Origin of the sequence: Paraburkholderia sp. RL17-368-BIF-A (assembly GCF_046054045.1) — a bacterium.
GTDB lineage: Bacteria > Pseudomonadota > Gammaproteobacteria > Burkholderiales > Burkholderiaceae > Paraburkholderia > Paraburkholderia graminis.
In genome coordinates this window covers 165,798-190,051 of record NZ_JARESN010000004.1, presented here as the reverse complement: position 1 = coordinate 190,051, position 24,254 = coordinate 165,798, and the positions used below count along the sequence as shown (strand labels likewise).

Sequence of the window (24,254 nt, the reverse complement as noted above, 5' to 3'; positions counted from 1 at the left end):
AAGCAGCAATCTAAACGGGAAATCAATTGTTAAACCGGTAGTTATTGCGGAGTGGCCCCGGCACGCGCGTTGCTCGCGAACTTTTTACTTGCATCTTGGCGACGGACCGCCGGCCACCCAATTGTTTGTTGTTAGACGACCCACCTGACATACCGAAAGCACTGAGCGCGTGGCGCACGGGCGACGAGAGCGAACCGCCCGACAAATGCTTGCCACCCCTTGGTGGCTACACCGAGTGAATTGCCCGACTCGGCGCGAGCGGCGAGCCCAGCTCAAGGAGCTCGTAAACAGTGGCGACAATCCGTTGCCTGCGTGTTGGAAAACCGGCTTTCCAGCGCCAGCGCAGCGTAAGAAGCGGTATAGCGACGGCAGACCAGACAGCGAGTACTCCACAAAAGAAGAACGCGACAAATGACGGATCTTTCCGCTGCAGCACGGCTAGCGCCAGGAACAGCGCGAGCATTAACGCGGCAAGCGCGAGCAGGTAGCGGTGTTCGCTCCCCGGCGGAATGCGCGTTGCGGCAATCCGTGCATCGTCCCCTTGCCACCGATAGTGGGCCACATAGGCGCAATCGTCTTCAGCGTTCTGCAGCGCGTACACGCGCCTTGCTCCGCCCGGCACAGTAACTTCGTCGAGCACGGCGACGATCGCCCGATCACCTTCGGCTAGAAACGGCTCGGAGTCCCATTGCCAGTGGCTGGTGAAGAACACCATCTTTTCGCCGGCGATCTCAAATCTGTAGGTTGCGATCTCAAGGAGTGACGTAGTAGCGAATGGGGTAGATGTGTCCAGCGCCACGTTCTTTAGACGTCCCTCAATGCGCTTGATGTTGGGCAATTCAGCTGACATGAGATTCACCGTCTGGTTCGACTGCTGCACGCGCGGACGATCGGGCAAGATAGCGCGCCATCACCGTTTCCATCAGGTCGAGGACGCGGCGACGCCGAAAGCAGTTCCACAGCTTGCCGATAGACCCAAGGCACATCACCAGGGCGAATGTGGCGACGGAGCCGGCCAGTGCGCCTGCGACTCCAAACAGTAGAGCCCACCCGTATGGGACATGGAGCATCAGGAAAAACATCAGACCCGCGATTGCCGAGCCCATGCCCAGAAACTTCAACGTCGTGGGCATCTCTCGCCATGTTTGCTGTGTCAGCGCTTGCCTCGAATCCCGCGCGACGATTGCATGGCCCTGATAGATCAGCCAGTCAAGTTCATGTGTGCCATCGATCTTTTCGTAGACGCCGGCCATCACCGATGCACGATCGTCGGCGATTTCCCGCAGCGATTGCGAGTTAGCATGAAGCCAACGTAGTTCGCCATCGATTCTGGTTCCATTCAGAACGAAACGCACGCGGCCGCGGTCAGGCGGACGGGTGACGGCTACGCGGTAGTGTTCAATTGTCCCTTCCAGTACCTTGATCGCCAACGCATAGCGGTCGCATTCGAGTGGAATCGTTTCTTTCATTGCGGTGTGATCGCGATGTACCGTTCGAATAGTACCGGCGAACGGCTCGCTGTAGTGACACCGTGACGGACACTCACACCGAATATGCAAAATGCTTTAATCGCATTAATCGAATGCCTGCAGAGATCCGCCGGGGGTATTTTTCGGCAAACTGACGCGCTGATTACACGATGTTTCTCAGGAATAGTCTTGGACTAACCTTCTTGTTCTTCCGCTTATTAGGCTGCTAATAGTCATGGGTATCATTGTGATGCCGTTCATGTCCAGCAGTTTCAAAGACAGTCCGCGCCAATTGGCGCGGATCGCATAAGCCGAATCGTCGACGCAACGATATCCAGCGGACTGCCCCACCATCAACTGCTGCTAGCTTCGCCTCTTTCTGACGTCGCGCGAAAGCGCTCAAACATCAATATTCCCCGCCCTCAACGCATTCGACTCAATGAAAGCCCGCCGCGGCTCCACATCATCCCCCATCAGCGTCGTGAAAATGCCATCAGCCGCGATAGCATCCTCAATCTGCACACGAAGAAGACGACGCACGGTCGGGTCCATCGTAGTCTCCCAAAGCTGCCCAGGGTTCATCTCACCGAGCCCCTTATAGCGTTGCTTTGAGATATTCCGCTCAGCATCAGCCAGCAACCACTTCATCGCAGACTTGAAGTCAGTAACAGCCATACTCCGCTCACCACGCTTGATAACAGCGCCAGCGCCAATCAACCCCTTAAACGTATTCGCGGTGTTCACCAACTGCTGATAGTCGGCGGTCAATTGAAACTCTTCATCGAACACGGAGATTTTCTGATTGCCGTGATGCGTCCGCGCGACCTTCAGCGAGCGCAATTCACGCACCGGGTCATACATGGTCGTAACCCTAACCTCGGGCTTCAGAGCGTCATCGCGAAGCTTAGCCTCAAGCGCTTTAGCCGATGTCTCAGCGGCCGCCTCGCTGGAAAGGTCAATAACGACCCCGTCCATCACAGCCTCTAGCGCGCCCGCGTCATACAAGCGGCTCAACCGGTTCACCACCGCCTGCGCCAGCAAATAAGCCCGAGCCAATTCGCCCAACGCATCGCCGGTAATCGGCGTTGCATTCTCAGAAGCCAACAGTTCCGAACCCTGCAACGCGAGCTTGAGGATGTGAGCATTAACCTCGCTCTCGTCCTTCAGATACCGCTCGTCCTTGCCCGCCTTGATCTTGAACAACGGCGGCTGCGCGATGTAGATATACCCGCGCTCGATCATCTCCGGCATCTGCCGATAGAAGAACGTCAGCAGCAGCGTGCGGATGTGCGCGCCGTCCACGTCAGCATCGGTCATGATGATGATGCGGTGATAACGCAGCTTATCGAGGTTGTAGTCTTCCTTGCCGATACCGCAGCCGAGCGCCGTGATCAGCGTCACGATCTGCTCCGAAGAAAGCAGCTTGTCATAACGCGCCTTCTCCACGTTCAGCACCTTGCCGCGCAGCGGCAAGATCGCCTGGAACTTGCGGTCGCGTCCCTGCTTCGCCGAGCCGCCTGCCGAGTCGCCCTCGACGATATAAATCTCCGACTTCGCCGGGTCCTTCTCCTGGCAATCCGCGAGCTTGCCCGGCAGACCGACGCCATCGAGCACGCCCTTGCGGCGCGTCATCTCACGCGCCTTGCGAGCGGCGTCACGAGCGCGCGCGGCGTCGACGATCTTGCCGCAAATGATCTTGGCGTCATTCGGCGTTTCCAGCAGGAATTCCTCGAGCGCCTTCGCGACCACGTCTTCCACGGGCGCGCGCACTTCCGACGACACCAGCTTGTCCTTCGTCTGCGCGCTGAACTTAGGCTCGGGCACCTTCACCGACAACACGCACGAAAGCCCTTCGCGCATGTCGTCGCCGGACGTCTCGACCTTCGCCTTCTTCGCGACTTCATGATCGGCAATGTACTTGTTCAGCACACGCGTCATGGCCGCGCGCAGGCCGGTCAAGTGCGTGCCGCCGTCGCGCTGCGGAATGTTGTTCGTGAAGCACAGCACGTTTTCGTTGTAGCTGTCGTTCCACTGCATCGCCACCTCCACGCCCACGCCGTCTTTCTCGCCGCTCACGTGGAAAATGGTCGGATGCAAGACGCTCTTGGTCTTGTTGATGTACTCGACAAAACCCTTCACGCCGCCGACAAACGCGAAATCGTCCTCTTTGCCCGTGCGCTGATCGGTCAAACGAATCCGCACGCCGTTATTCAGGAACGACAGTTCGCGGATGCGCTTGGCCAGAATGTCGTAGTGATATTCGACGTTGCCGAAGATCGTCTCGTCGGCCATGAAATGCACTTCGGTGCCGCGGTTTTCGGTATCGCCCACCACTTGAATCGGCGACACGGCCACGCCGTCGATCTCTTCGATCACGCGATTCTGCGGCACGCCACGGTGGAATTCCATGAAGTGCTTTTTGCCGTCGCGGCGAATCGTCAAACGCAGCCACGCCGACAGCGCGTTCACGCACGACACGCCGACGCCGTGCAAGCCGCCCGACACCTTGTAGCTGTTCTGGTCGAACTTGCCGCCGGCGTGCAACTCGGTCATCACGATTTCGGCGGCGCTGCGCTTCGGCTCGTGCTTGTCGTCCATCTTGAGACCGGTCGGCACGCCGCGGCCGTTGTCGGTGATCGAGATGGAGTTGTCCGCGTGAATGATCACCTGGATGTCGTTGCAATAGCCGGCCAACGCTTCGTCGATCGAGTTGTCGAGCACTTCGAACACGAGGTGGTGCAAACCGGTGCCATCCGATGTATCCCCGATGTACATCCCCGGCCGCTTGCGCACCGCCTCCAGACCTTCGAGGATCTGAATGGACGAGGCGCCGTAGCTGTTGTCGGGTTGCGTATTGTTCGTTTCAGTCATGGATTTTTTCCGGTTCTGCATTACTGCTGGGTTGCTGCTCGGGACTTTTCAAAACACCATAAAAATGCCAAAGGGGCGCTGCGCCCCTTGGTGTGTTCTTGGTGTTGGACGCGTTAGATGCGCATCGGCATCACGACGTATTTGAATTCGTCGTTCTCGGGAATCGTGATCAGCGCACTCGAGCTGGCGTCGCCAAGGCTCACTTGCAGCGTGTCGACCTTCAGGTTCGCGAGCACGTCGAGCAGATACGTGACGTTGAACCCGATATCGACGCTGTCGCCGTCGTACGCGATTTCCAGTTCTTCCTGCGCCTCTTCCTGGTCGGCGTTGGTCGACATGATCTTCAACTGGCCCGGCTCGATGATGCAGCGCACGCCCTTGAATTTGTCCGACGTCAGAATCGCGGCGCGTTGCAGCGAACGCTGCAATTCTTCACGGCCGATCACGAACTGATTCTTGTGCGACTTCGGAATCACGCGCTGGAAGTCGGGGAATTTGCCTTCCACCAGCTTCGACACGAGTTCGACCTGGCCAAACGTGAACTTCACCTGCGTTTGCGCGATGTCGATCTTCAGCGTGTCGTCGATGTCTTCCAGCAGACGCTGCAACTCCAGAATCGTCTTACGCGGAATGATCACTTCCTGGCGCGCAAACGAGCCTTCAATCTTCATCGACGAAAACGCGAGGCGGTGGCCGTCTGTCGCGACCGCCATCAACTGGTCGCCGTCCACCACCAGCAGCATGCCGTTCAGGTAGTAGCGAATGTCCTGCTGCGCCATCGAAAAATGGACCATGCCGAGCAACTGGCGGAACGTCTTTTGGGGAACCACAAGGTTCGCGCCGTAGTCTTTAGCTTGCGCGACGGTCGGGAACTCGTCCGCGGCGAGCGTTTGCAGCGCGAAGCGGCTCTTGCCGGATTGCACCGTCAGACGCTTGTCGTTCAGCGTGAGCGTGACCTGGCCGTCGGGCATGGCGCGCAGGATGTCGAGGAGCTTTCGCGCTGCCACCGTGGTCGCCACGGTATCGCCGCCCACGCCGAAATCGGCGCGCGTGGTGATCTGCAACTCCAGGTCGGTTGACAGGAACGACACGTCGGGACCGTTCTTGGTAATCAGCAAATTGGCGAGGATCGGCAACGTATGGCGGCGTTCGACAATGCCGCTCACGGTTTGCAGCGGCCTGAGGAGGTTATCGCGTTCGGTCTTGACCAGTTGCATAGAGTTCCTTCGTTGATATAACGGCCTGCGCGCCTTTGAGCCGTTCAAGGCATTTCCGGCATGCTGCCGTGGCTCCCCGCCGGCGCCACGCAGCGCCCGTCACGGCGTGAAATCCGCCCGCGGCCGCGCCGGGCGGTTAAACCTGTATTGTGCCTGAAAAAGGAACCGCCTCACTAAATTGGGGGCGACTTTGGAAATAAACAGGTCGATTTTCCCGCCCACCACCTAGCCCTTGCCTAGCCCTTCAGCGTCTGCTCCAGCACGTGCAATTCGTGATTCAGCTGCGCGTCCTTGCTGCGCTCGTCGGCGATTTTGCGCACCGCGTGCAGCACTGTGGTGTGGTCGCGTCCCCCGAAAAGCTCCCCGATTTCCGGCAGGCTTTTCTGCGTGAGCTCCTTCGCCAGATACATCGCGATCTGCCGCGGCCGCGCGATGTTCGCCGGACGCTTCTTCGAATACATGTCCGCGACCTTGATGCTGTAGAAGTCAGCGACGGTCTTCTGAATGTTCTCCACCGAAATCTGCCGGTTCTGTACCGTCAGCAGATCTTTCAGCGCTTCTTTCGTCAGTTCGATCGTGATCTCGCGGCCGTGGAACTTCGAGTACGCGAGAATTTTCCGCAGCGCGCCTTCCAGTTCCCGCACGTTCGAGCGCAAATGTTTCGCGACGAAAAACGCCACATCTTCATTCAGGCTCACGAATTCCGACTGCGCCTTGCGCATCAGAATCGCGACGCGCATTTCCAGCTCGGGCGGCTCGATGGCGACCGTCAGGCCGGAGTCGAAGCGCGAGATCAGACGGTCGTCGATACCCGAAATTTCCTTCGGATACGTGTCGCTGGTGATGATCACCTGCGCCTTGTTCGCGACGAGCGCCTCGAACGCGTAGAAGAACTCCTCCTGCGTGCGCGATTTGCCCGAAAAGAACTGAATATCGTCGATCAGCAGCAGATCCAGCGAATGGTAGTAGCGCTTGAAGTCGTCGAACGCCTTACGCTGGTAAGCCTTCACGACATCGGACACGTACTGTTCCGCGTGGATGTAGCGGATGCGCGCGCCGGCCTTGTCCATCAGCAACTGGTTGCCGATTGCGTGGATCAGGTGAGTCTTGCCGAGGCCCACGCCGCCATACAGGAACAGCGGGTTGTACGAGATGCCGGGATTGTCCGCGACCTGGATTGCCGCGGCGCGCGCCAGCTGGTTCGCCTTACCGGTCACGAAGTTGTCGAAGGTCAGAACCGGGTTCAGCTTGGAACGCTCGTACATGGAGTCGTTTTCGCCGTTGCCGTTGGAGCTCGCGCTCTGGCCCGGACGCCATGTGCGGCGCGCCGCTGCGGCTTCGTTCGCGTCGAGGCTCGGCAGATCGAGGTCGGCGGCATCTTCGGCCGCCGCGCGTGCGTTGGCATTGTGCTCGGCTGCCGCGCGGGCATTCGCGTTGAGGTTGGCCATTGCGCTGTTAGCGCTGTTCGGGCCGTTCGCGCGCGTGGCCTGCGCCGCTTGCACGGCGCCAACGGCCGCGTCCACGGCAGCGGCATTGCCCGCGCTGCCGCCCATGGAATTCGGCGCGGAAGCCGGACGCGCCGCAGCCGGCGCGGCTGCCGCAGGGGCGCGCATGCCGGCTTTCGGGTCCAGTACGAATTGCACGTCGACAGGCGCCTGCCAGAAATCGCGGGCCATATCAGCGATGCGACCGGAGAACTGGCTCTTGACCCAGTCGAGCTTGAAGCGGTTCGGCGCGGCAATGCTGAGCGTGTTCGCAGCGGCGTCGAAGGCGACCGGGGCCAACGGTTTGATCCACGTCACGTACTGCTGGGGCGTGAGCTCACGCTCCAGCAATGCGGAACAGTGTTGCCAGAATTCGTTCATCGAGTGCTGTCGTTATGGTGTGCACGCGGTTCGCCGCAGCCCCCGTCGCGCGCACGCAACAAGGCCCGGAGCAGCCAGGCGTAACAGCTCCAGGCGCTTGCGCCACAAGGGTTTGCGGGACAAGCGAGCCGGAGCGGCGTGCAATATTTTTGGGAAGTAAGGCGAGATTCTAACGCCAAATCGGAGGCGAAAGGGAGTTATCCACAGGGACGGATCATCCGCCGAAGCAGGCCGCGCGCTCGCGCCGCACCGGCTAAACTATTGACGGTCAACGAAAAACGGGTTTAAATAGCGGGTTCCGCGAAAACCAATTCAGTAAACCTCCGGCCATTGCGCTTTCAGCGATGATCGCGCGGTTTTTTTTCGATCAAGTGAGAGCAACATGAAACGTACTTACCAACCTTCCGTTACCCGTCGCAAGCGCACCCACGGCTTTCGCGTTCGCATGAAGACCGCTGGCGGCCGCAAGGTCATCAACGCACGTCGCGCGAAGGGCCGCAAGCGCCTCGCCATCTAAGGCAGGCGAGCGGATTGCGCGCTCTGTCCGTGCCAGGCGACAACCGCGGCGAAGCGGAATCGGCAGAGGCGCCGCAGCAGGGCTCCGTACCGTTGCGAGCGCAAGCCGCCTTTCCCAAAGCCGCGAGGCTACTGAAAACGGATGAATTTTCATCCGTTTTTCGTTTGCGCCCCTGGCGCCGCACCGCGCACTTCGTCGTGTACGGCCGGCCCACCGGCAATGACGCTCGCCTCGGCCTCGTGATCGGCAAGAAGTATGCGCCGCGCGCGGCCACGCGTAATCTGGTGCGCCGGATCGCGCGCGAAGCCTTCCGGTTGCGTCGCGCGGAATTCGGCGGTTGGGATGTGCTGCTGCGTTTGCACACGCGCTTTGACAAGAAGGCTTTGCCGAGCGCCGCGTCGCCGCCGTTGAAGGCGCTGTGCCGCAGCGAAATCGAGGCGCTGCTCGACAAGGCAGCGCGCGAAATCACCCGTCGTCAGGCGCCGCCCGCGGAAGCGCCCAGGACGGAATGACGTTCAGATGACCGTCCGCCTTTTCGCTCGTGCCGCCACAGCTTCGGCAGCCACGGCCAGCGGGCGTCGTCCGGTATTTCACGTTGCGCGGCGCCGTCCGGCCGCATGAGCCATGCAAACGGTACTCATCGCTTTATTGCGCTTTTACAAGCTTGCCGTCAGCCCGATGCTCGGCAACCGGTGCCGTTTTTACCCTTCCTGCTCTGATTACGCGCGCGAAGCAATCCAGTATCATGGCGCCGCGCGCGGGACTTATCTCGCCGCCAGGCGTATTTGCCGCTGCCATCCGTTTTCCGCGGGCGGCATCGATCTCGTCCCGCCTCCCACTTCTGAAAAGCGCTGATGCGCCGTTCCATCGACACTGAGACAACGCATGGATATTAAACGCACCGTCCTATGGGTCATCTTCTTCATGTCAGCGGTCATGCTGTTCGACAACTGGCAACGCGACCACGGACGCCCGTCGATGTTCTTCCCGAGCGCCACGCCGACCAAGACGGCCGGCAGCGCCGCACCGGGAACCACGACGCCGGGAACCCAGCCCGCCGATTTGCCGGCCACCAACGCAGCCGCGCCGGCCAACACGCCGGCCAACACGCCGGCCGCCACGCAATCGCAGCTCGTCAAGTTCAGCACCGACGTCTATAGCGGCGAAATCGACACGCGCGGCGGCACGCTGTCGAAGCTGTCGCTCGTCAAGCAAGGCGACGGCAAGCAGCCGGATCTCGTCATCACGCTGTTCGACCGCGCGGGCAATCACACGTACCTCGCGCGCACGGGCCTGCTCGGCGGCGATTTCCCGAATCACAACGACATCTACACGCTGATGCCGAATCAGCAGACCGAGCTGAAGGGCGATCAGAAATCGTTCAGCCTGAGCTTCGAGTCGCCGGTCAAGGGTGGGCTGAAGGTCATCAAGACCTACACGTTCACGCGCGGCAGCTACGTGATCGGCGTCGACACGAAGATTCAGAACGTCGGCACCGCGCCGGTCAGCCCGTCGGTGTACATGGAACTGGTGCGCGACGACCAGCCGGTCGAAACGCCGCGCTTCTCGCACACGTTCATCGGCCCGGCTGTCTACACCGAACAGAATCACTTCCAGAAGATGACGTTCGGCGACATCGACAAGAACAAGGAAGACTACGCAAAGCAGGCCGACAACGGCTGGATCGCGATGGTGCAGCATTACTTCGCGTCGGCGTGGATTCCGCAGCAGGGCGTTAAGCGCGACATCTACGTCGAGAAGATCGATCCGGCGCTGTATCGCGTCGGCGTGAAGCAGCCGGTCGCGGCCATCGCGCCGGGCCAGACCGTGGACGTTTCCGCACGTCTTTTCGCCGGTCCCGAAGAAGAGCGCATGCTCGAAGGCATCGCGCCGGGCCTCGAACTGGTGAAGGACTACGGCTGGGTGACGATCATCGCGAAGCCGCTGTTCTGGCTGCTCGAGAAGATCCACAGCTATGTCGGCAACTGGGGCTGGGCAATCGTGTTGCTCACGCTGCTGATCAAGGCGGTGTTTTTCCCGCTGTCGGCCGCGAGCTACAAGTCGATGGCGCGCATGAAGGCGATCACGCCGCGCATGCAGGCGCTGCGCGAACGCTTCAAGGGCGATCCGCAGAAGATGAACGCCGCGCTCATGGAGCTGTACAAGACCGAGAAGGTGAATCCGTTCGGCGGCTGTCTGCCGGTCGTGATCCAGATTCCGGTGTTCATTTCGCTGTACTGGGTGCTGCTGTCGTCGGTGGAAATGCGCGGCGCGCCGTGGGTTCTGTGGATTCACGATCTGTCGCAACAAGACCCGTACTTCATCCTGCCGGTGTTGATGGCCGTCTCGATGTTCCTGCAGACGAAGCTGAACCCGACGCCGCCCGATCCGGTTCAAGCCAAGATGATGATGTTCATGCCGATCGCGTTCTCGGTCATGTTCTTCTTCTTCCCGGCGGGTCTCGTGCTGTACTACGTGGTGAACAACGTGCTGTCGATCGCGCAGCAGTACTACATCACGCGCATGATGGGTCAGTCGAAGGCAAAGCCGGCCTGACGCCGGTCTGAAAAGACGCAGCAAACGTAGCCGCAAAAACGAAGCCGCCCGGTTCAACGAACCGGGCGGCTTTTTTCATGGACGCATGCGTGCGCATGAGACGTGTCCGCTACTCTTCTTCGTTATCCTCACCGTAGAAGCGCACAATCATTTCCTCGACGAGAAAGCGGTCCTTCGGCGTCAGCGACTGAATCTTGGAAGCGAGTTCAATGATTTCCGGCGATGGCGGATACTTCTCGCCGCGCGCCATGGGTCTGGCGCTCGCACCGGGCGAAGGTCCATAGTGGAGCCAATGCTCTTTCACGTTCAACCACTCGGCCAGCGTGCGTAACTTGTCCGGCTTCGGAATGGTCGTGCCCGTCAGCCACTTGTGCGCGGTTTGCGGCGTGACCGGACGATCGCCGCGATGGCGAAGGTTGAATTGCTCGGCGAGTTTGGTCCCGCCGCGAATTTTCAGCGGCTCCAGGCTGTCCTTCAGCCTCTTGGCGAAGGCGGCTTTTTCTTTTGGGGTTGGCATGGGCCAGATTGTGCAATTCAGCGTCCTCCCCGTTGACAACCAAACAAGTTCATGTTTAGCGTATTTGAGATACTTTTAGCTTGACGCGCCCAAGGCATCGGCAGTTCGGCGCGATGTCAAAATTTGCGAATTTTCCATGCTCGGCTTGAGTTCGTGCGATTTGGACATTTCGCGGAATGTGGACTTGTCCTAACGTCGCAGTAACAATCCTAGCTTGATTAAGATCAATCTTACGCGGGGCAAAAAAAGCACGCGCGGCGACCGGTAGGCGGCTCATCAGCAGGCTTGCCGCAGGCCCCGCGTTACAATGCCCAGCGCCGCGCGGCTGTGCGCGCCGCCCTCCCCGTTCTCCGATTTCGCCGCCCTTCTCTCATGCTGACCACCGATTCCGATCCCATCGTTGCCATTGCCACCGCGCCCGGCCGTGGAGGCATCGGCGTCGTGCGAATCTCGTTCGGGCGCGCGGGCGAGGCTGCCGCGCAGCCGCTGATGCGGGCGCTCACCGGCCAGGCGCTTGCGCCCCGCCACGCGAGCTACGTGCCTTTCCTCGACGACAACGGCAACCCGCTCGATCGCGGCATCGCGCTGTACTTTCCCGCGCCGCATTCGTACACCGGCGAGCACGTGCTCGAGTTGCAAGGTCACGGCGGCCCGGTCGTGCTGCAACTGGTGCTGCAACGCTGCATCGACGCCGGTCGTGCGTTCGGTCTGCGGCTCGCCGAACCCGGCGAATTCACGCGCCGCGCGTTTCTGAACGACAAGCTCGATCTCGCGCAGGCCGAGGCCGTCGCCGATCTGATCGAGGCGAGTACAGAGGCCGCCGCGCGCTCGGCGGGCCGTTCGCTCGACGGCGCGTTCTCGCGCGACATCCACGCTCTGGTCGAAGAAGTGATCACGCTGCGCATGCTGGTCGAGGCCACGCTCGACTTCCCCGAAGAAGAGATCGACTTCCTCGAGGCCGCCGACGCCCGCGGCAAGCTCGCGCGCATTCGCGAGCGCCTCGCAAGTGTGCTCGCCGAGGCGCGGCAAGGTGCGCTGCTGCGCGAGGGGCTTTCGGTGGTGCTTGCGGGGCAACCGAATGTCGGCAAATCGTCGCTATTGAATGCGCTCGCGGGCGCCGAGCTCGCCATCGTCACGCCGATTGCGGGCACCACGCGCGACAAGGTCGCGCAGACCATCCAGATCGAAGGCATTCCTCTTCATGTGATCGACACCGCCGGCTTGCGCGATACCGAAGACGAGGTCGAGAAGATCGGCATTGCGCGCACCTGGAGCGAGATCGAGCGCGCGGACGTGGTGCTTCATCTGCTCGATGCACGCACCGGCATGACCGCCGAGGATGAAACCATCGCAAAGCGCTTTCCCTCGGGCGTGCCAGTCGTGCGCGTGCTGAACAAGACGGATCTGGTTGGCTTGCCGCCGCACACGCGCGCGCTCGACGCCGACCTTGAACTCAGCGAAGTCCGGCTGTCGGCGAAACAGGGCGACGGCGTGAGCCTTTTGCGTGATGAGTTGCTGCGCATCGCCGGCTGGCAGGCGGGCGCCGAGAGCGTCTACCTTGCGCGCGAGCGTCACCTGATCGCGTTGCGCGCGGCGCAGGAACACCTGGCGACGGCCGCCGCCCATGCGGATCAGAACTCGCAGGCACTGGATCTGTTCGCCGAGGAACTGCGGCTCGCGCAGGATCAGCTCAATTCGATTACCGGCGAGTTCAGTTCGGATGATCTTCTCGGAGTGATTTTTAGCAGGTTCTGTATTGGCAAGTGAAGCCGAAGTCGAATGCACCTATACAGGCACTGTAAACGGTAGCGCACGAGGGAACTCCGCCATTGCGAGCCAAGCGCGCCAGCCGCGTTTGTAGACCATCAGTGCCGCGATTACTTGGTACACAGCACCAAACAGTTTAAACTCGCGCTGTCGCCTCTCAGCCCTCCGAGCATGCCCCGCCGAGCCGTTCCCCTCACCGAATCCCAAGTGCGCGCGCTCGAACCGCGCGCCGCCCGCTACAGCCTCGCCGACGGCAACGGCCTCGTGATCGAAGTGATGACCACAGGCACCAAAGTCTGGCGCTTTCGCTATTCGCTGAACGGCAAGCGCCAGCCGCTCGCCACCATCGGCGATTACCGGATGATTTCGCTGCGCGTCGCACGAGCCAAGGCGCAAAAGTATGCGGAACTGGTCGCGCAAGGCATTTCGCCGGTCGCCACTGCGCGCCGCGATCGCGGCGCCGAAGCGAAAGCGGAGCTCTTGCGCGAAGCCGCGGAGCTCTACATGGCGACCGAAATGGCGGGCAAGTCGGACGAATATCGCCGCACCACGCGTCGCGCGCTCGACAAAGACGTGTTACCCGCAATCGGCGGCCTGCCGGTGAAGGCCGTCACCGCGGAGCACGTCGTCGCCATCTGCGACAGGATCAAAAGCCGCGGTTCGCCCAAAATGGCGCTGCATACCCGCAACGTCATCAAGCGCCTGTACGAGTATCTGATCGCGCGACAGCTTGCGACCGCCAACCCGGCGGAAGTCGTGCCGGCGCGCTCCATCGCGACTTTCGAGAGCCGCACGCGCGTGCTGTCCGGCGATGAAATCGGCGCCATGCTGCATTCGATCGAAACGTCGAGCATTCGCCGGCCGCTCAAAATCGCGCTGCATCTGCTCGTGCTGACGATGGTTCGCAAATCGGACCTGGTGGAATCGACGTGGGACGAGTTCGACCTCGATAAAGCGCTATGGCGCATCGGCGCCGCGCGCCTGAAGAAGGACGCCGATCAGCTCGTCTACCTGCCGCTGCAAGCGGTGACGATGCTGCGCGAACTGCATCGCACGCGGGCGAGCGCCACGTTCGTCTTCCCGAGCGTGAGGGGCGACGACCGGCCGATCGCGAAGAGCACGCTCAACCAGGCCGTGAAGGCGCTCGGCCTCGACGTCGAGCATTTCGTTCTGCACGACTTCCGGCGAACGGCGGCCGCACATCTGCGGGAGATGACGGAGCACGCGCAAACGGACAAAAGTTCAGTGAAAACGCGACAAAGCGCGTCACGCGAGGACAGCTCACGCGATGCCACGGAACAGCGGCAAATCGCGCAGCGTTGGGCAGACTTTGTCGACGCCCAGCTTGACGCGGCGCGGCAAAGCGCGAGCCGCGCGGGCTAAAAAGCGCCGCAGCGCGAGGCGCGGACATGCAGTGGTCGCAAGCCCTCATTTTAGGTACACAGCGGCACCACGCCACGCGGTAACGCGTTGTCTGCAAGGAGAAACAGCTTGCGTTCATCAGGTTACTAAAACACTGCCTCGAGACGCGAAGCACCCTGGTGGCCATAGCGTCACGCGACACTTTTCTCCTGCAATTGATCGCCTACACTGGAGCAACGATGCAACCTTTCCAAGGAGGCTGCCATGTCCGAATCGTTGATCGCTTACCTGCTTGGGCCTACCGTGATGCTGCTGGTCGGCGCGGCAATCTGGGCGACGTCCCGCTATTTCCACAAGGCGGAGCCACCCAGGCTTGAGCGCTGGCTCGATACGCATTACGCCGAGTGGCTGCATCACAGGCACTGAGCGGCGGCGCGACCCAGCGCCACGCGGCGCTCAAAATGAAAAAGGCCGTCGCAGTGTGGCGACGGCCTTTCTGTCTGCGGCGCGCGGTCATGGCGCGACTGCGAGCTACCACCCAGGGTCCGCATACTCGTATTGCCGCGGCTGCGCTCCGCATGCCACATACGCGCGCTGGTACTGGTCGTAGCAGTAGCCCGGCGGCGGGCCGTCGTAGGCCGGCGCCGGTTGATACACCGGCTGCGCGTAAACCGGCTGCGCATAGACAGGCTGCTGATAAGCCACCGCCGGCGCCGGATTCAATACCGACGTCACCACCGCGCCGAGCACGGCGCCGCCGATCAGCGCACCGATCAGATCGCCGCCGTCATGGCCATGAGCCGACGCTTGTCCCGCGACGCTCAGGCTGCCCGCCATCATCAAAGCCACTGCCAACTTTTTCATTTTTCGCTCCCGCCGTTGAGGCATGGAACGAATTGTCGGCGAGCCGCGCGGAAATAGATGCTGCAAGTGGTAACGACACATTACCTCTGTAACTTCGAACGGTGCCTGTCGGTGCGCGCGAAGCGGCGCGGGGAATGTCGCGAACGCCGTCGAAAATCGAACTGACGCCGATCTGGCGGACAATAGGCGCGAAAGCCCTGCCCGCCCCAATCTGCAATGATCGATATGGAGAAAAAAGCGATGACCTACGACGACAGCAACCCGTTCGCGAAGATTCTGCGTGGCGAACTACCGTGCATCAAGGTCGCGGAAACGGATGCGGCGCTCGCCTTCATGGATCTGATGCCGCAAGCCGACGGCCATCTGCTCGTCGTGCCGAAGGAAGCCGCCGCGGAAATCTTCGATCTCTCGGACGCGGCGACGGTCGCGTGCATCCGCATGACGCAAAAGCTGGCCATCGCCGTGCGTGCGGCGTTGCGTCCGGATGGCGTGTTCATCGGCCAGTTCAACGGCGCGGCAGCCGGTCAGACGGTGCCGCATGTGCACTTCCACGTGATTCCGCGTTGGGAAGGACAGCCGTTACGCATGCATGCACGCGACATGGCCGACGCCGACACGCTCGAAGCGCTCGCCAAACGCATTCGCGCGCATTGGCGCGCGGACTGACGAACTGCGCTTGCGCATTCGAGTACGACGCCGCTGCACCGTCATCGCCCTAGACGAACACCGCTTATAGCCGATGCCGCGAACGACGCAGCGGATGACGCCAGTCGAGCCGCCGCGGCTTCGCGTGCATGGGTCGCATGTCGTGCAGATGCCGGTGTTCCTGCCACAATTCGTCGGAGAAAAGAAACGCGACGATGAGGAGCGGAAGGACGAGAAAAACGCCCAGTATCAGGTTCTCGATCACGGTGGCCTCCGTTTGCACGAGCATCGAATTCATTTTAGAGCAGCGCACGTACCTGCGCTGCCGGCCACCGCGCATTAACTCTGGCGCATAACGCGCGACGTCGCCTGGCATCGTTTATCTTCTGCACGTGCACCGTTATTTCCCAATTTCGACGCGAGTAAACAAATGACTTTGTGTGCAATGCACCAAGCGCATTCCCGCTTGTAGTAATTCGCTTAAATCGAATATCGCGTTTACGCTAATGCCGCATCGCAAAGCTTTACTGGTTAAAGCGCTGCACGATATAAGTCGCTTAGGTATCCGTCGTATTTCAACTGGTTTGCCGCGCTGCCTAAGGCTTAAGCACATGCGGCGCGCGGTGCGACAATTCGCCACTGTTGCAACCGCACACAAGATGTGCTTGTTGTTCTGCCCAGTTCTCCTAGAGTGCAAGGTGCGGGTTAGACGATGGAGTTAAACACATAGCTAACCTGAGCATTTGGCCCGCACCGGAGGAACCTATGAAAGCTCGACTCGCCCTTGTTTTCGCCATTGCAAGTCTGGCTGCCGCAACCGTTCAGGCGCAAGACGCCGTGATCAAGCCGCAGCAAACCATTCAGTTCAAGGCCAACGCGTACGGTTGTCTGTCGAAAGACAAGCTCGACGCCGTCAGTCAGCACGCGCAAGCCGGCGAACAGCAGAAAATGCAGGAGTTCTTCTCCGGATATCAATGCGTTTCCACGCCGGAGAATTCGAGCTTCCGCGTCGTGCGCGTTGTCGGCCACGATTTCGAATTCGTGAATGCAGGCAATAGCGACACGCAAGGCCTCTGGGCGAACGATCGATTCATCAAGCAGTAATTTGCAGCACGCCAGTATGCGGACGTTCCGGTAAAACGCCGGAACGCAATTGGCTTAAGCAAATTCTCTGGCTTTAAACGCCGGAGACGCTGAGCTTGCGATTAAAAAACCCCGGTTGGACATTTCGAGTGTCCAACCGGTTTTTATTTTTTGCGCGGAACGATTTACGCAGAGCGCGAAAAAAAGCCGATGCGGCATGTCGATCCGCATCGGCAGTACGCCTTCTCGCAAAGCGCAGGAACAACCGTTTATCTCGTCGGAATCGCTCGCGACGTTCAGTGAGAATCGCGCGGCACCGGCGCGCCGCTCGAGCCGACGAGGAAGTCGAGATCCGCGCCCTGATCCGCTTGCAGCACGTGCTCGACGTAGAGCTTGTAGTAGCCGCGTTTGGGCGCCTCGGGCGCCTGCCATGCAGCGCGTCGGCGTTCGAGTTCCTCGTCGCTGACTTCGAGGTGCAGGCGCCGCGCTTCGACATCGAGTTCGATCATGTCGCCGGTCTGCACGAGAGCCAGCGGGCCGCCCGCGGCCGCTTCCGGCGAGACGTGCAGCACGACCGCGCCATACGCGGTGCCGCTCATGCGTCCATCGGAAATGCGCACCATGTCCGTGATGCCTTTTTGCAGCACTTTTTTCGGCAGCGGCATATTGCCCACTTCCGCAAAGCCAGGATAGCCCTTCGGCCCCGCGCCCTTGAGCACCATGATGCAGTTTTCGTCGATGTCGAGCGCTTCGTCGTCGATCTTCGCGTGCAGTTCCTCGATGTTCTCGAACACCACCGCGCGGCCGCGATGCTTGAGCAGCTCGGCAGTCGCCGCCGACGGCTTGATCACCGCGCCATTCGGCGCGAGATTGCCCTTCAGCACCGCGATGCCCGCCTTTGCCTTGAACGGCTCGGCGAATGTCGTGATGACTTTCTCGTCGTAATTCGACGCGTTGCGCACGTTGTCCCAGATCGTCTTGCCGTTCACGGTCAGGGCTTCGCGATGCAGCAGACCTTGTTCGCCGAGCTGCTTCAAAACAGCGGGCAAACCGCCGGCGTAATAAAAATCTTCCATCAGGTATTCGCCCGACGGCTGCAGGTTGACGAGACACGGCACGTTCGAGCCGAGCTCCCAGTCTTCCAGCGAAAGCTCCACGCCGATGCGCTTCGCAAGCGCGATCAGGTGCACCACCGCATTGGTCGAGCCGCCAATCGCGGCGTTCGTGCGAATCGCGTTTTCGAACGCCTGGCGCGTGAGAATCTTGTCCATCGTCAGATCTTCGCGAACCATGTCGACGATGCGCCGGCCGGCCAGATGCGCAAGCACCTGACGGCGTGCGTCGACGGCCGGAATCGCCGCGTTCTGCGGCAAGCCCATGCCGAGCGATTCGACCATCGAAGCCATCGTCGAAGCGGTGCCCATCGTCATGCAATGGCCGCGCGAGCGGTTCATGCACGACTCGGCTTCGGTGAATTCTTCCTGCGTCATCGTGCCGGCGCGCACTTCCTCGGACATCTGCCAGACACCCGTGCCCGAGCCGATATGCTTGCCGCGAAAGCGCCCGTTCAGCATCGGTCCGCCCGACACCGCGAGCGACGGCAGATTGCACGACGCCGCGCCCATCAGCAGCGCGGGCGTAGTCTTGTCGCAGCCGACGAGCAGAATCACGCCGTCCATCGGATTGCCGCGAATCGATTCCTCGACGTCCATCGAAGCGAGGTTGCGAAACAGCATCGCCGTCGGCCGCAGATTCGTTTCGCCGAGCGACATCACGGGAAACTCGAGCGGCAGGCCGCCGGCCTCATGCACGCCTTTTTTCACGTACTCGGCGAGCTCGCGAAAATGCGCGTTGCAAGGCGTCAGTTCCGACCACGTATTGCAGATGCCGATGACCGGGCGGCCGTCGAATTCGTCGTGCGGAATGCCCTGGTTTTTCATCCACGAACGATGCAGAAAACCGTCGCGGTCCTTGAGGCCGAACCACGCCTGGCTGCGCAGCGGCTTTTTAGTCTGGTTGGAATCAGCCATGAAATCTCCTGTTGGCAAACGTGTAGAGCGGGGCGCCTGTCAGTGCACGCGCTTGCTGCGGCGGAACTGGTCGAACAGCACCGCGAGCAGCAGAATCCCGCCGCGAATCAGGTATTGATAGAAAGTCGGCACGTTCATCAGGCTCATTGCGTCCTGCACCGAGCCCATGATCAGCACGCCGACCAGCACGCCGGAAATCGTCGCGACGCCGCCCGTCAGCGACACGCCGCCGAGCACGCACGCGGAAATCACGCCGAGTTCCAGGCCGACCGATGTTTTCGGATCGCCGAGACTCATACGCGACGCAAGCATCACGCCCGCAAAACCGGTCACGAGGCCTTGCAGCACGAACACGGTGATCTTGATGCGCGTGACGGGCAGACCGGCAAGCAACGCGGCCTCGCTATTGCCGCCGACAGCCAGCACGTTCTTGCCGAACACGGTCTTCTTCAGCAGAAAACCAAACAGCACGAAGCCGACGATGTTGCTCCAGATCGGAAACGAAATGCCGAGGAACGAGCCGCCGCCAAGATCGAAGAAGCGTTCTTCCGAAATCATCACCGCGTCGCCGCTCGACGTGATGTAGGCGAGACCGCGGACGACTTCCATCATCGCGAGCGTGACGATCAGCGAGTTGATCTTGTAGCGCGCGACCAGCACGCCGTTGACAAGCCCGACCGCGCCGCCCGCGAGCACGCCCGCGGCCACGCCGAGCATCACGCTATGCGTCGCCGTGATCAGCGTGGACGCCACCACGCCCGCAAAGGCCACGATCGACGCCACCGACAGATCGACTTCGCCGAGCGCGAGCACGAACATCATCGTCACGGAGATAGAGCCGATCAGCGTGACGGAAAGCAGCAAGCCCTGAATATTTCGCGAACTCAGAAAGTCCGGCACGGTGAACGACAGCACCGCGAACAGAATGATGAACACCATCACGATGCCGGACTTGTTGATCAGATCCCACGTGCGCGCCGCGCGCGCGCTCAGGCCCGCGGAAGCGACGGCCGGCGTGGAGGATTCGGTTGAAGGTGTGTTCATGATGTGTGTTCCGTTTCAATGCCGCGGTTTCGATTCAGCGGCGCGACTCAGTTTGCGTTCGGTTGCGTTCGTTCGGTTGTATGCGGCTAGCGGGGCAGGGCGAGCTTGATGAGCACATCGGGCGTGGCCTGCGCCTTGGGCAGATCGCCGACGAGGCGTCCTTCCTTCATCACGATCACGCGGTCGGCCACGCCGATCACTTCCGCGAGATCGCTCGACACCACGATCACCGTGCGGCCCGCTTCGGCGAGCCCATACAGCAGCCCATAAATTTCGCTGCGTGCGCCGACGTCGATGCCGCGCGTGGGCTCATCCATCAGAAATACGTCGATCTCTTCGGCCAGCCAGCGCGACAAAATCACCTTCTGCTGATTGCCGCCGGAGAGCGTGCCGATCGGCGTCTCGCCGTTGCGCGTCTTGATCGCGAGCTTGCCGATGAACTCCTTCGCGGTCTGCGCTTCCTTGCGGCCGTTGAGCACGTTAAAGCGGCTGAAATGGCGGCGGCAACTGATGTTGAGGTTGTCCGATACCGAAGCGATCGAGACGATGCCTTCCTGTTTGCGGTCTTCCGGACACAGCGCGACGCCTGCGCGCACCGCGTCGCGCGGCGTGGCGAAACGCGCCGGCTTGCCTTTGAGCGTGATGTCGCCGGCGGTCGGCTTGACCGCGCCGTAGATGAGCTTCATCAACTCCGAACGCCCCGCGCCGACGAGCCCGAAGAAGCCGACTATCTCGCCTTTGCGCGCGGAGAAAGTGGCCGGCTCGCGCAGCCCCTTACCCATGAGTCCCTTGACGTCGAGCTGCACGTCGCCGAGTTCGCGAGTGCGATAGCCGTACACGTCGGCGATCGAGCGGCCCACCATGCAACTGATCAGACGATCGCGGTCGAGCCCGGCGCCTGCATCGAACGTATCGATGCGGCGGCCGTCGCGGAACACGGTCACGCGATCGCACAGTTCGTAGACCTCGTCCATCCGGTGCGTGACGTAGATGATCGCGCGGCCTTCGGCCCGCAACGCCCGGATGATCCGAAACAGTTGCGTGGTTTCGCGCGACGACAGCGAACTCGTCGGTTCGTCGAATGCGATCACGCGCGCGTCGCGCATCAGCGCCTTGCCGATTTCGATCATCTGCCGCTGACCGATCGACAGATTCTTCACCTGCTGCGACGGGTCGATTTTTTCGCCGAGCCTTTCGAGTTCGCGCAGCGCGCGCGCAACCAGCGCCTTTTCGTCAAGGATGCCGAAGCGATTCGGCAGCGCGCCGAGCATGAGGTTTTCCGCAACCGTCAGCTCGGGCACAAGATGCAATTCCTGATAGATGATCGCGACGCCCGCGGCAATCGCCGCCTTCGTCGTAGTGAACTGCTGCTCGACGCCGCCGAGCGACAACGTGCCCGCCGCCGGCTGATTCACGCCGGACAGCACCTTGAGCAGCGTCGATTTGCCCGCGCCGTTTTCGCCCATCAGGCCATGCACTTCGCCGCGCCGCACTTCCAGCGACACCTGGTCGAGCGCGAGCACGCCGGGAAAGCGCACGGTGATGCCGTCGAGTTGCAGATACGGCTCGCGCGACGCAAGCGCCGCAGCAGGCGAGGGCGCTTGCACCGGCACAGAAGCATCGCCGGTGGAAGGCGCAGTGTGTGTGGACGTCATCGAAAAAAACCTCGGTAGTGATCAGGCTGGGCGGGCCGCGCGCGCTTCAACGCACATGAGAGACGCGGCCCGCCGCGTGCAAGGTCGAACGCGGCTTAAATGCCGAGTTCCTTGCGCACGTCTTGCCAGTTGCCGCGCACCATCAGCTTGCCGGTGGTTTGCGTATCGGCGGGCGGCTGCTTGCCGTCCTTGATCCACTGCACGAGGTTCTCGGTGCTTTCGCGGCCGTGCATCGTCGAGCTCACGGCGATCGTGCCGTAGAAGCCCGTCGGCTCCTTCTTCTGGAATTCGGCAAAGGCTTCGCCCGCGCCGTTGATGCCGACGCCGATCACGTCCGCCGCCGGAATGTGCAGTTGCTCGGTGGCGCGCACGCCGCCCAGCACGCTTTCCTCGTTCAGCGCGAAGATCACCCACTTCTTGATGTTCGGATGCTGCGCGAGCACCGGCGACGAAGCGTTGAAGCCGCCCTCGTCGTCGGTCGTCTTTTGCGGAGCGTCGAAGATATTCTCTTTCTTGAAGCCGCCGGCGAGCAGCGATTGCGTCGCGCCGTCGGTGCGCAGCTTCGCGGTCGGCAGCTCGTAGTTCGTGATGCGCAGCGCGCCGACTTCTTCCGGCTTCCAGCCGCGGCGCTTCATTTCTTCGGCGATGGCCGTGCCGACCTGATTGCCGATCTTGAACGCGGACATGCCCAGATGCGGCACGTTCGGCAGCGGCTTGCCGCTCGAGTCGACCAACTGATCGTCGACGGTGACGAACTTCATGTTGTAGCGCTTCGCGCGCGCCTGAATCGCCGGTCCGAGACGCACGTCGGGCGCGCAGATCACAAAGCCCTTCGCGCCTTGTGCGCCGAGATTGTCGATAGCGGACAGCACTTTTTCACCGTCCGGCGTGCCGATGTTCACCACCGAAAAGCCGTCCTTCTGACCGAGCGCCGTCGCGGCTTTCTGTTCGTTGATGAACCATGCCTGTTCCGGCATCTTCACAAGGAAGCCGACCTTGAGCGGCTGATCCGCATGCGCGGAAAGTTGCATCGCAAAGGGCGCGGCGAGGGTGGCCGCGGCGATCGCGGTGAGCGTCAAACGACGAAGCTTGCTGGTCATGTCTGTCTCCTGAGGTTGAAAAGCTGCATTGATTTCGTTTATGTGCAGCGAGGCGATACACGGCGTTAGCCGGAACTTGAAAACTGAGCCAGGAAATCCGATGCGGAATCGATGCGGGCGGCGACGTGCATATGAGTCACCGGGATCAGCTCGCGACGTAGGCCGTTTTCACGGCCGTCCAGAACGCCGCGTCGGTCGAGCCATACGCGGATGCCTTGCGCCCGCCGCCAGGCGCGTGATGCTCGACTGCCGTCGTCGGCAGATTGATCGTGACGAGGCCGCTATGCACATGGCGGCGAAAATGCCGGGCGCGGCTCAACGAACGCGTGCAGATGCCGGCGCACAGACCATAGGCGGTGTCGTTCGCGAGATTGAGTGCGTGCTCGTAATCGTCGGCGCGCAAGACGACCGCGAGCGGTCCGAAAATTTCTTCGCGCGCGATCCGGTGCTCGGCTTCGCCCGCGAACAGCGCCGGTTCGAAGAAGTAGCCGCGCGTCGCGCGTTCGAGCCGCCGGCCGCCGCGCAGCAGTTGCGCGCCTTCCTGCGCCGCGATTCGCACGTAGTCGAGATTGCGCTCCAGTTGCGCGGCGTTCGCGACGGGGCCCACGTCGGTGCCGTGCTTCAGCGCATGGTCGACGGTGAGTTTCGCGAGCCTTGCCTGCAACGCGTCGACGAACGGCTCGTAGATCGCGCGTTCGACGATCAGACGCGCCGCCGCCGTACTGCGCTGGCCGGTCGAGCCGTAGGCGCCGGTCAACGCGGCATCGACGGCGATGTCGAGATCGGCATCAGCCAGCACGACGAACGGGTTCTTGCCGCCCATCTCCAGTTGCACGCGCGCCTGACGCGCCGCCGCGGCTTGCAGCACACGCGTGCCGGTTTCCGCCGATCCGCTGAAGCTGATGCCCGCGACGAGCGGATGCGCGACGATCCGCGCGCCGACCTGGCGGCCGCTGCCCATCACCAGATTGAACACGCCCGCCGGCAAACCCGCGCGGCTCACGATGGAAGCCAACGCCGCCGCGCAAGCCGGCGTCGATTCCGCCGGCTTGAAGACGACGCAATTGCCGTGCGCCAGCGCGGCGCCGATCTTGGCCGCCGCAGTCGCGAGCGGCGCGCTCCACGGCGCGATGATGCCGACCACGCCGAGCGGCTCGCGCGTCATGTCGATTTCGACGCCGGCACGCGCCGACGCCACAGGCTCCGAGTACGCGCGCTGTGCATCGGCGGCGAGCAGCTTGAAGGTCTGGCCGGCGCGCGTGGCTTCGCTCAGCGCCTCGGGCAAGGTCTTGCCCACTTCGCGCGCTAGCAGACGGCCGAGTTCGTCGCGGCGTGCGAGCATTTCGCTGCCGATCGCGTCGAGCGCGTCCGCGCGGCGCTGGCCCGAACTCAGCGACCATTCGCCGAAAGCCGCATTGGCCGCTTCAATCGCGCTGTCGGTCTGCCGCACGTCGGCGCGAACATATTCGCCGACCGGGTCGTCGAGATCCGACGGATTCAGCGAAACGCCCGTGGTCGCGCCCGTCTCCCAGCCGCCATTGATGTAATGGCGCAGCGGGCTGGCAACGAGCGGGACGAGCGGATCGCGGTTCATCGACGGAATGGCGCCATGGGAGAAGCCTGGAAAGTCCACGAATGGTATGAGCGGGCGCAATAACTTTCCAATCCCTTTTTAGGCTATCCCGATAACAA

Annotated in this window: 22 protein-coding genes; 9 read left to right on the top strand and 13 right to left on the bottom strand. The window is 61.7% G+C overall.

From position 1 onward, the window contains the following. Positions 1-226: 226 nt before the first annotated feature. The 5 genes from P0D87_RS09160 to dnaA all read right to left on the bottom strand — a co-directional run bounded on the left by P0D87_RS09160 (position 227) and on the right by dnaA (position 7,422). Positions 227-850 carry a hypothetical protein gene (locus P0D87_RS09160; RefSeq protein WP_053857314.1) on the bottom strand — a complete coding sequence of 208 codons (624 nt, stop codon included), beginning with the start codon at positions 848-850 and terminating at the stop codon, positions 227-229. Next, positions 840-1,469, bottom strand: a complete 630-nt coding sequence (locus tag P0D87_RS09155) for a hypothetical protein (protein WP_053857313.1) — start codon at positions 1,467-1,469, stop codon at positions 840-842. Before P0D87_RS09155 ends, P0D87_RS09160 begins: the two co-directional genes overlap by 11 nt. Before the next feature lie 399 nt (positions 1,470-1,868). Further along, positions 1,869-4,340, bottom strand: a complete 2,472-nt coding sequence (gene gyrB / locus P0D87_RS09150; protein ID WP_006050600.1) for a DNA topoisomerase (ATP-hydrolyzing) subunit B — start codon at positions 4,338-4,340, stop codon at positions 1,869-1,871. Between the two features lie 113 nt (positions 4,341-4,453). Next, complete coding sequence (gene dnaN, locus P0D87_RS09145) at positions 4,454-5,557, bottom strand: DNA polymerase III subunit beta (protein WP_006050601.1); 1,104 nt, start codon at positions 5,555-5,557, stop codon at positions 4,454-4,456. Positions 5,558-5,793: 236 nt separating this feature from the next. After that, the gene (dnaA, locus tag P0D87_RS09140) at positions 5,794-7,422 is read right to left on the bottom strand and encodes a chromosomal replication initiator protein DnaA (protein ID WP_029971174.1); all 1,629 of its coding nucleotides are present in this window, start codon (positions 7,420-7,422) and stop codon (positions 5,794-5,796) included. A gap of 382 nt (positions 7,423-7,804) precedes the next feature. Here dnaA and rpmH point away from each other — a divergent pair, with 382 nt between their 5' ends. The 4 genes from rpmH to yidC all read left to right on the top strand — a co-directional run bounded on the left by rpmH (position 7,805) and on the right by yidC (position 10,495). Next, on the top strand, positions 7,805-7,939 hold the full coding sequence (gene rpmH, locus P0D87_RS09135; protein WP_004198824.1) for a 50S ribosomal protein L34: 135 nt from the start codon (positions 7,805-7,807) through the stop codon (positions 7,937-7,939). Positions 7,940-7,953: 14 nt separating this feature from the next. After that, positions 7,954-8,451, top strand: a complete 498-nt coding sequence (locus P0D87_RS09130; protein ID WP_006050603.1) for a ribonuclease P protein component — start codon at positions 7,954-7,956, stop codon at positions 8,449-8,451. A gap of 112 nt (positions 8,452-8,563) precedes the next feature. Beyond that, entirely contained in the window at positions 8,564-8,794 is a 231-nt protein-coding gene (gene yidD / locus P0D87_RS09125) for a membrane protein insertion efficiency factor YidD (RefSeq protein ID WP_006050604.1), read from the top strand. A gap of 30 nt (positions 8,795-8,824) precedes the next feature. After that, positions 8,825-10,495, top strand: coding sequence for a membrane protein insertase YidC (gene yidC, locus P0D87_RS09120; RefSeq protein WP_053858932.1), 1,671 nt, complete (start codon positions 8,825-8,827; stop codon positions 10,493-10,495). A gap of 109 nt (positions 10,496-10,604) precedes the next feature. Here the strand turns inward: yidC and P0D87_RS09115 are convergent, their stop codons facing one another. Then, positions 10,605-11,012, bottom strand: a complete 408-nt coding sequence (locus P0D87_RS09115; protein ID WP_408636792.1) for an XRE family transcriptional regulator — start codon at positions 11,010-11,012, stop codon at positions 10,605-10,607. Between the two features lie 372 nt (positions 11,013-11,384). On the opposite strand from P0D87_RS09115, the gene mnmE reads away from it, so the two are divergent. From mnmE to P0D87_RS09100, 3 genes are all read left to right on the top strand, one after another. Next, complete coding sequence (gene mnmE / locus P0D87_RS09110) at positions 11,385-12,779, top strand: tRNA uridine-5-carboxymethylaminomethyl(34) synthesis GTPase MnmE (protein WP_053858931.1); 1,395 nt, start codon at positions 11,385-11,387, stop codon at positions 12,777-12,779. 171 nt (positions 12,780-12,950) lie between these two features. After that, positions 12,951-14,162 carry a tyrosine-type recombinase/integrase gene (locus P0D87_RS09105; protein ID WP_053858930.1) on the top strand — a complete coding sequence of 404 codons (1,212 nt, stop codon included), beginning with the start codon at positions 12,951-12,953 and terminating at the stop codon, positions 14,160-14,162. Positions 14,163-14,405: 243 nt separating this feature from the next. Continuing rightward, positions 14,406-14,567, top strand: coding sequence for a hypothetical protein (locus P0D87_RS09100; protein WP_006050609.1), 162 nt, complete (start codon positions 14,406-14,408; stop codon positions 14,565-14,567). 105 nt (positions 14,568-14,672) lie between these two features. Here P0D87_RS09100 and P0D87_RS09095 read toward each other — a convergent pair whose 3' ends face one another. Continuing rightward, the gene (locus P0D87_RS09095; protein WP_053858929.1) at positions 14,673-15,005 is read right to left on the bottom strand and encodes a hypothetical protein; all 333 of its coding nucleotides are present in this window, start codon (positions 15,003-15,005) and stop codon (positions 14,673-14,675) included. Between the two features lie 240 nt (positions 15,006-15,245). On the opposite strand from P0D87_RS09095, the gene P0D87_RS09090 reads away from it, so the two are divergent. After that, on the top strand, positions 15,246-15,671 hold the full coding sequence (locus P0D87_RS09090) for an HIT family protein (RefSeq protein ID WP_006050611.1): 426 nt from the start codon (positions 15,246-15,248) through the stop codon (positions 15,669-15,671). 64 nt (positions 15,672-15,735) lie between these two features. Here P0D87_RS09090 and P0D87_RS09085 read toward each other — a convergent pair whose 3' ends face one another. Then, on the bottom strand, positions 15,736-15,948 hold the full coding sequence (locus P0D87_RS09085) for a hypothetical protein (RefSeq protein WP_006050612.1): 213 nt from the start codon (positions 15,946-15,948) through the stop codon (positions 15,736-15,738). A gap of 467 nt (positions 15,949-16,415) precedes the next feature. On the opposite strand from P0D87_RS09085, the gene sap1 reads away from it, so the two are divergent. Next, on the top strand, positions 16,416-16,754 hold the full coding sequence (gene sap1 / locus P0D87_RS09080; protein WP_006050613.1) for a surface attachment protein Sap1: 339 nt from the start codon (positions 16,416-16,418) through the stop codon (positions 16,752-16,754). 275 nt (positions 16,755-17,029) lie between these two features. Here sap1 and P0D87_RS09075 read toward each other — a convergent pair whose 3' ends face one another. The 5 genes from P0D87_RS09075 to P0D87_RS09055 form a co-directional block, all read right to left on the bottom strand. Beyond that, complete coding sequence (locus tag P0D87_RS09075) at positions 17,030-18,763, bottom strand: IlvD/Edd family dehydratase (RefSeq protein ID WP_006050614.1); 1,734 nt, start codon at positions 18,761-18,763, stop codon at positions 17,030-17,032. Positions 18,764-18,802: 39 nt separating this feature from the next. Continuing rightward, complete coding sequence (gene araH / locus P0D87_RS09070) at positions 18,803-19,807, bottom strand: L-arabinose ABC transporter permease AraH (protein WP_006050615.1); 1,005 nt, start codon at positions 19,805-19,807, stop codon at positions 18,803-18,805. An 86-nt stretch (positions 19,808-19,893) separates the two neighbouring features. After that, a complete protein-coding gene (gene araG / locus P0D87_RS09065) occupies positions 19,894-21,462 on the bottom strand; it encodes an L-arabinose ABC transporter ATP-binding protein AraG (protein WP_053858928.1) in 1,569 nt (522 codons plus the stop codon). A 95-nt stretch (positions 21,463-21,557) separates the two neighbouring features. Next, positions 21,558-22,562, bottom strand: coding sequence for an arabinose ABC transporter substrate-binding protein (locus P0D87_RS09060; protein WP_006050617.1), 1,005 nt, complete (start codon positions 22,560-22,562; stop codon positions 21,558-21,560). Between the two features lie 145 nt (positions 22,563-22,707). After that, positions 22,708-24,156, bottom strand: a complete 1,449-nt coding sequence (locus P0D87_RS09055) for an aldehyde dehydrogenase family protein (protein ID WP_053858927.1) — start codon at positions 24,154-24,156, stop codon at positions 22,708-22,710. Positions 24,157-24,254: the final 98 nt, after the last annotated feature.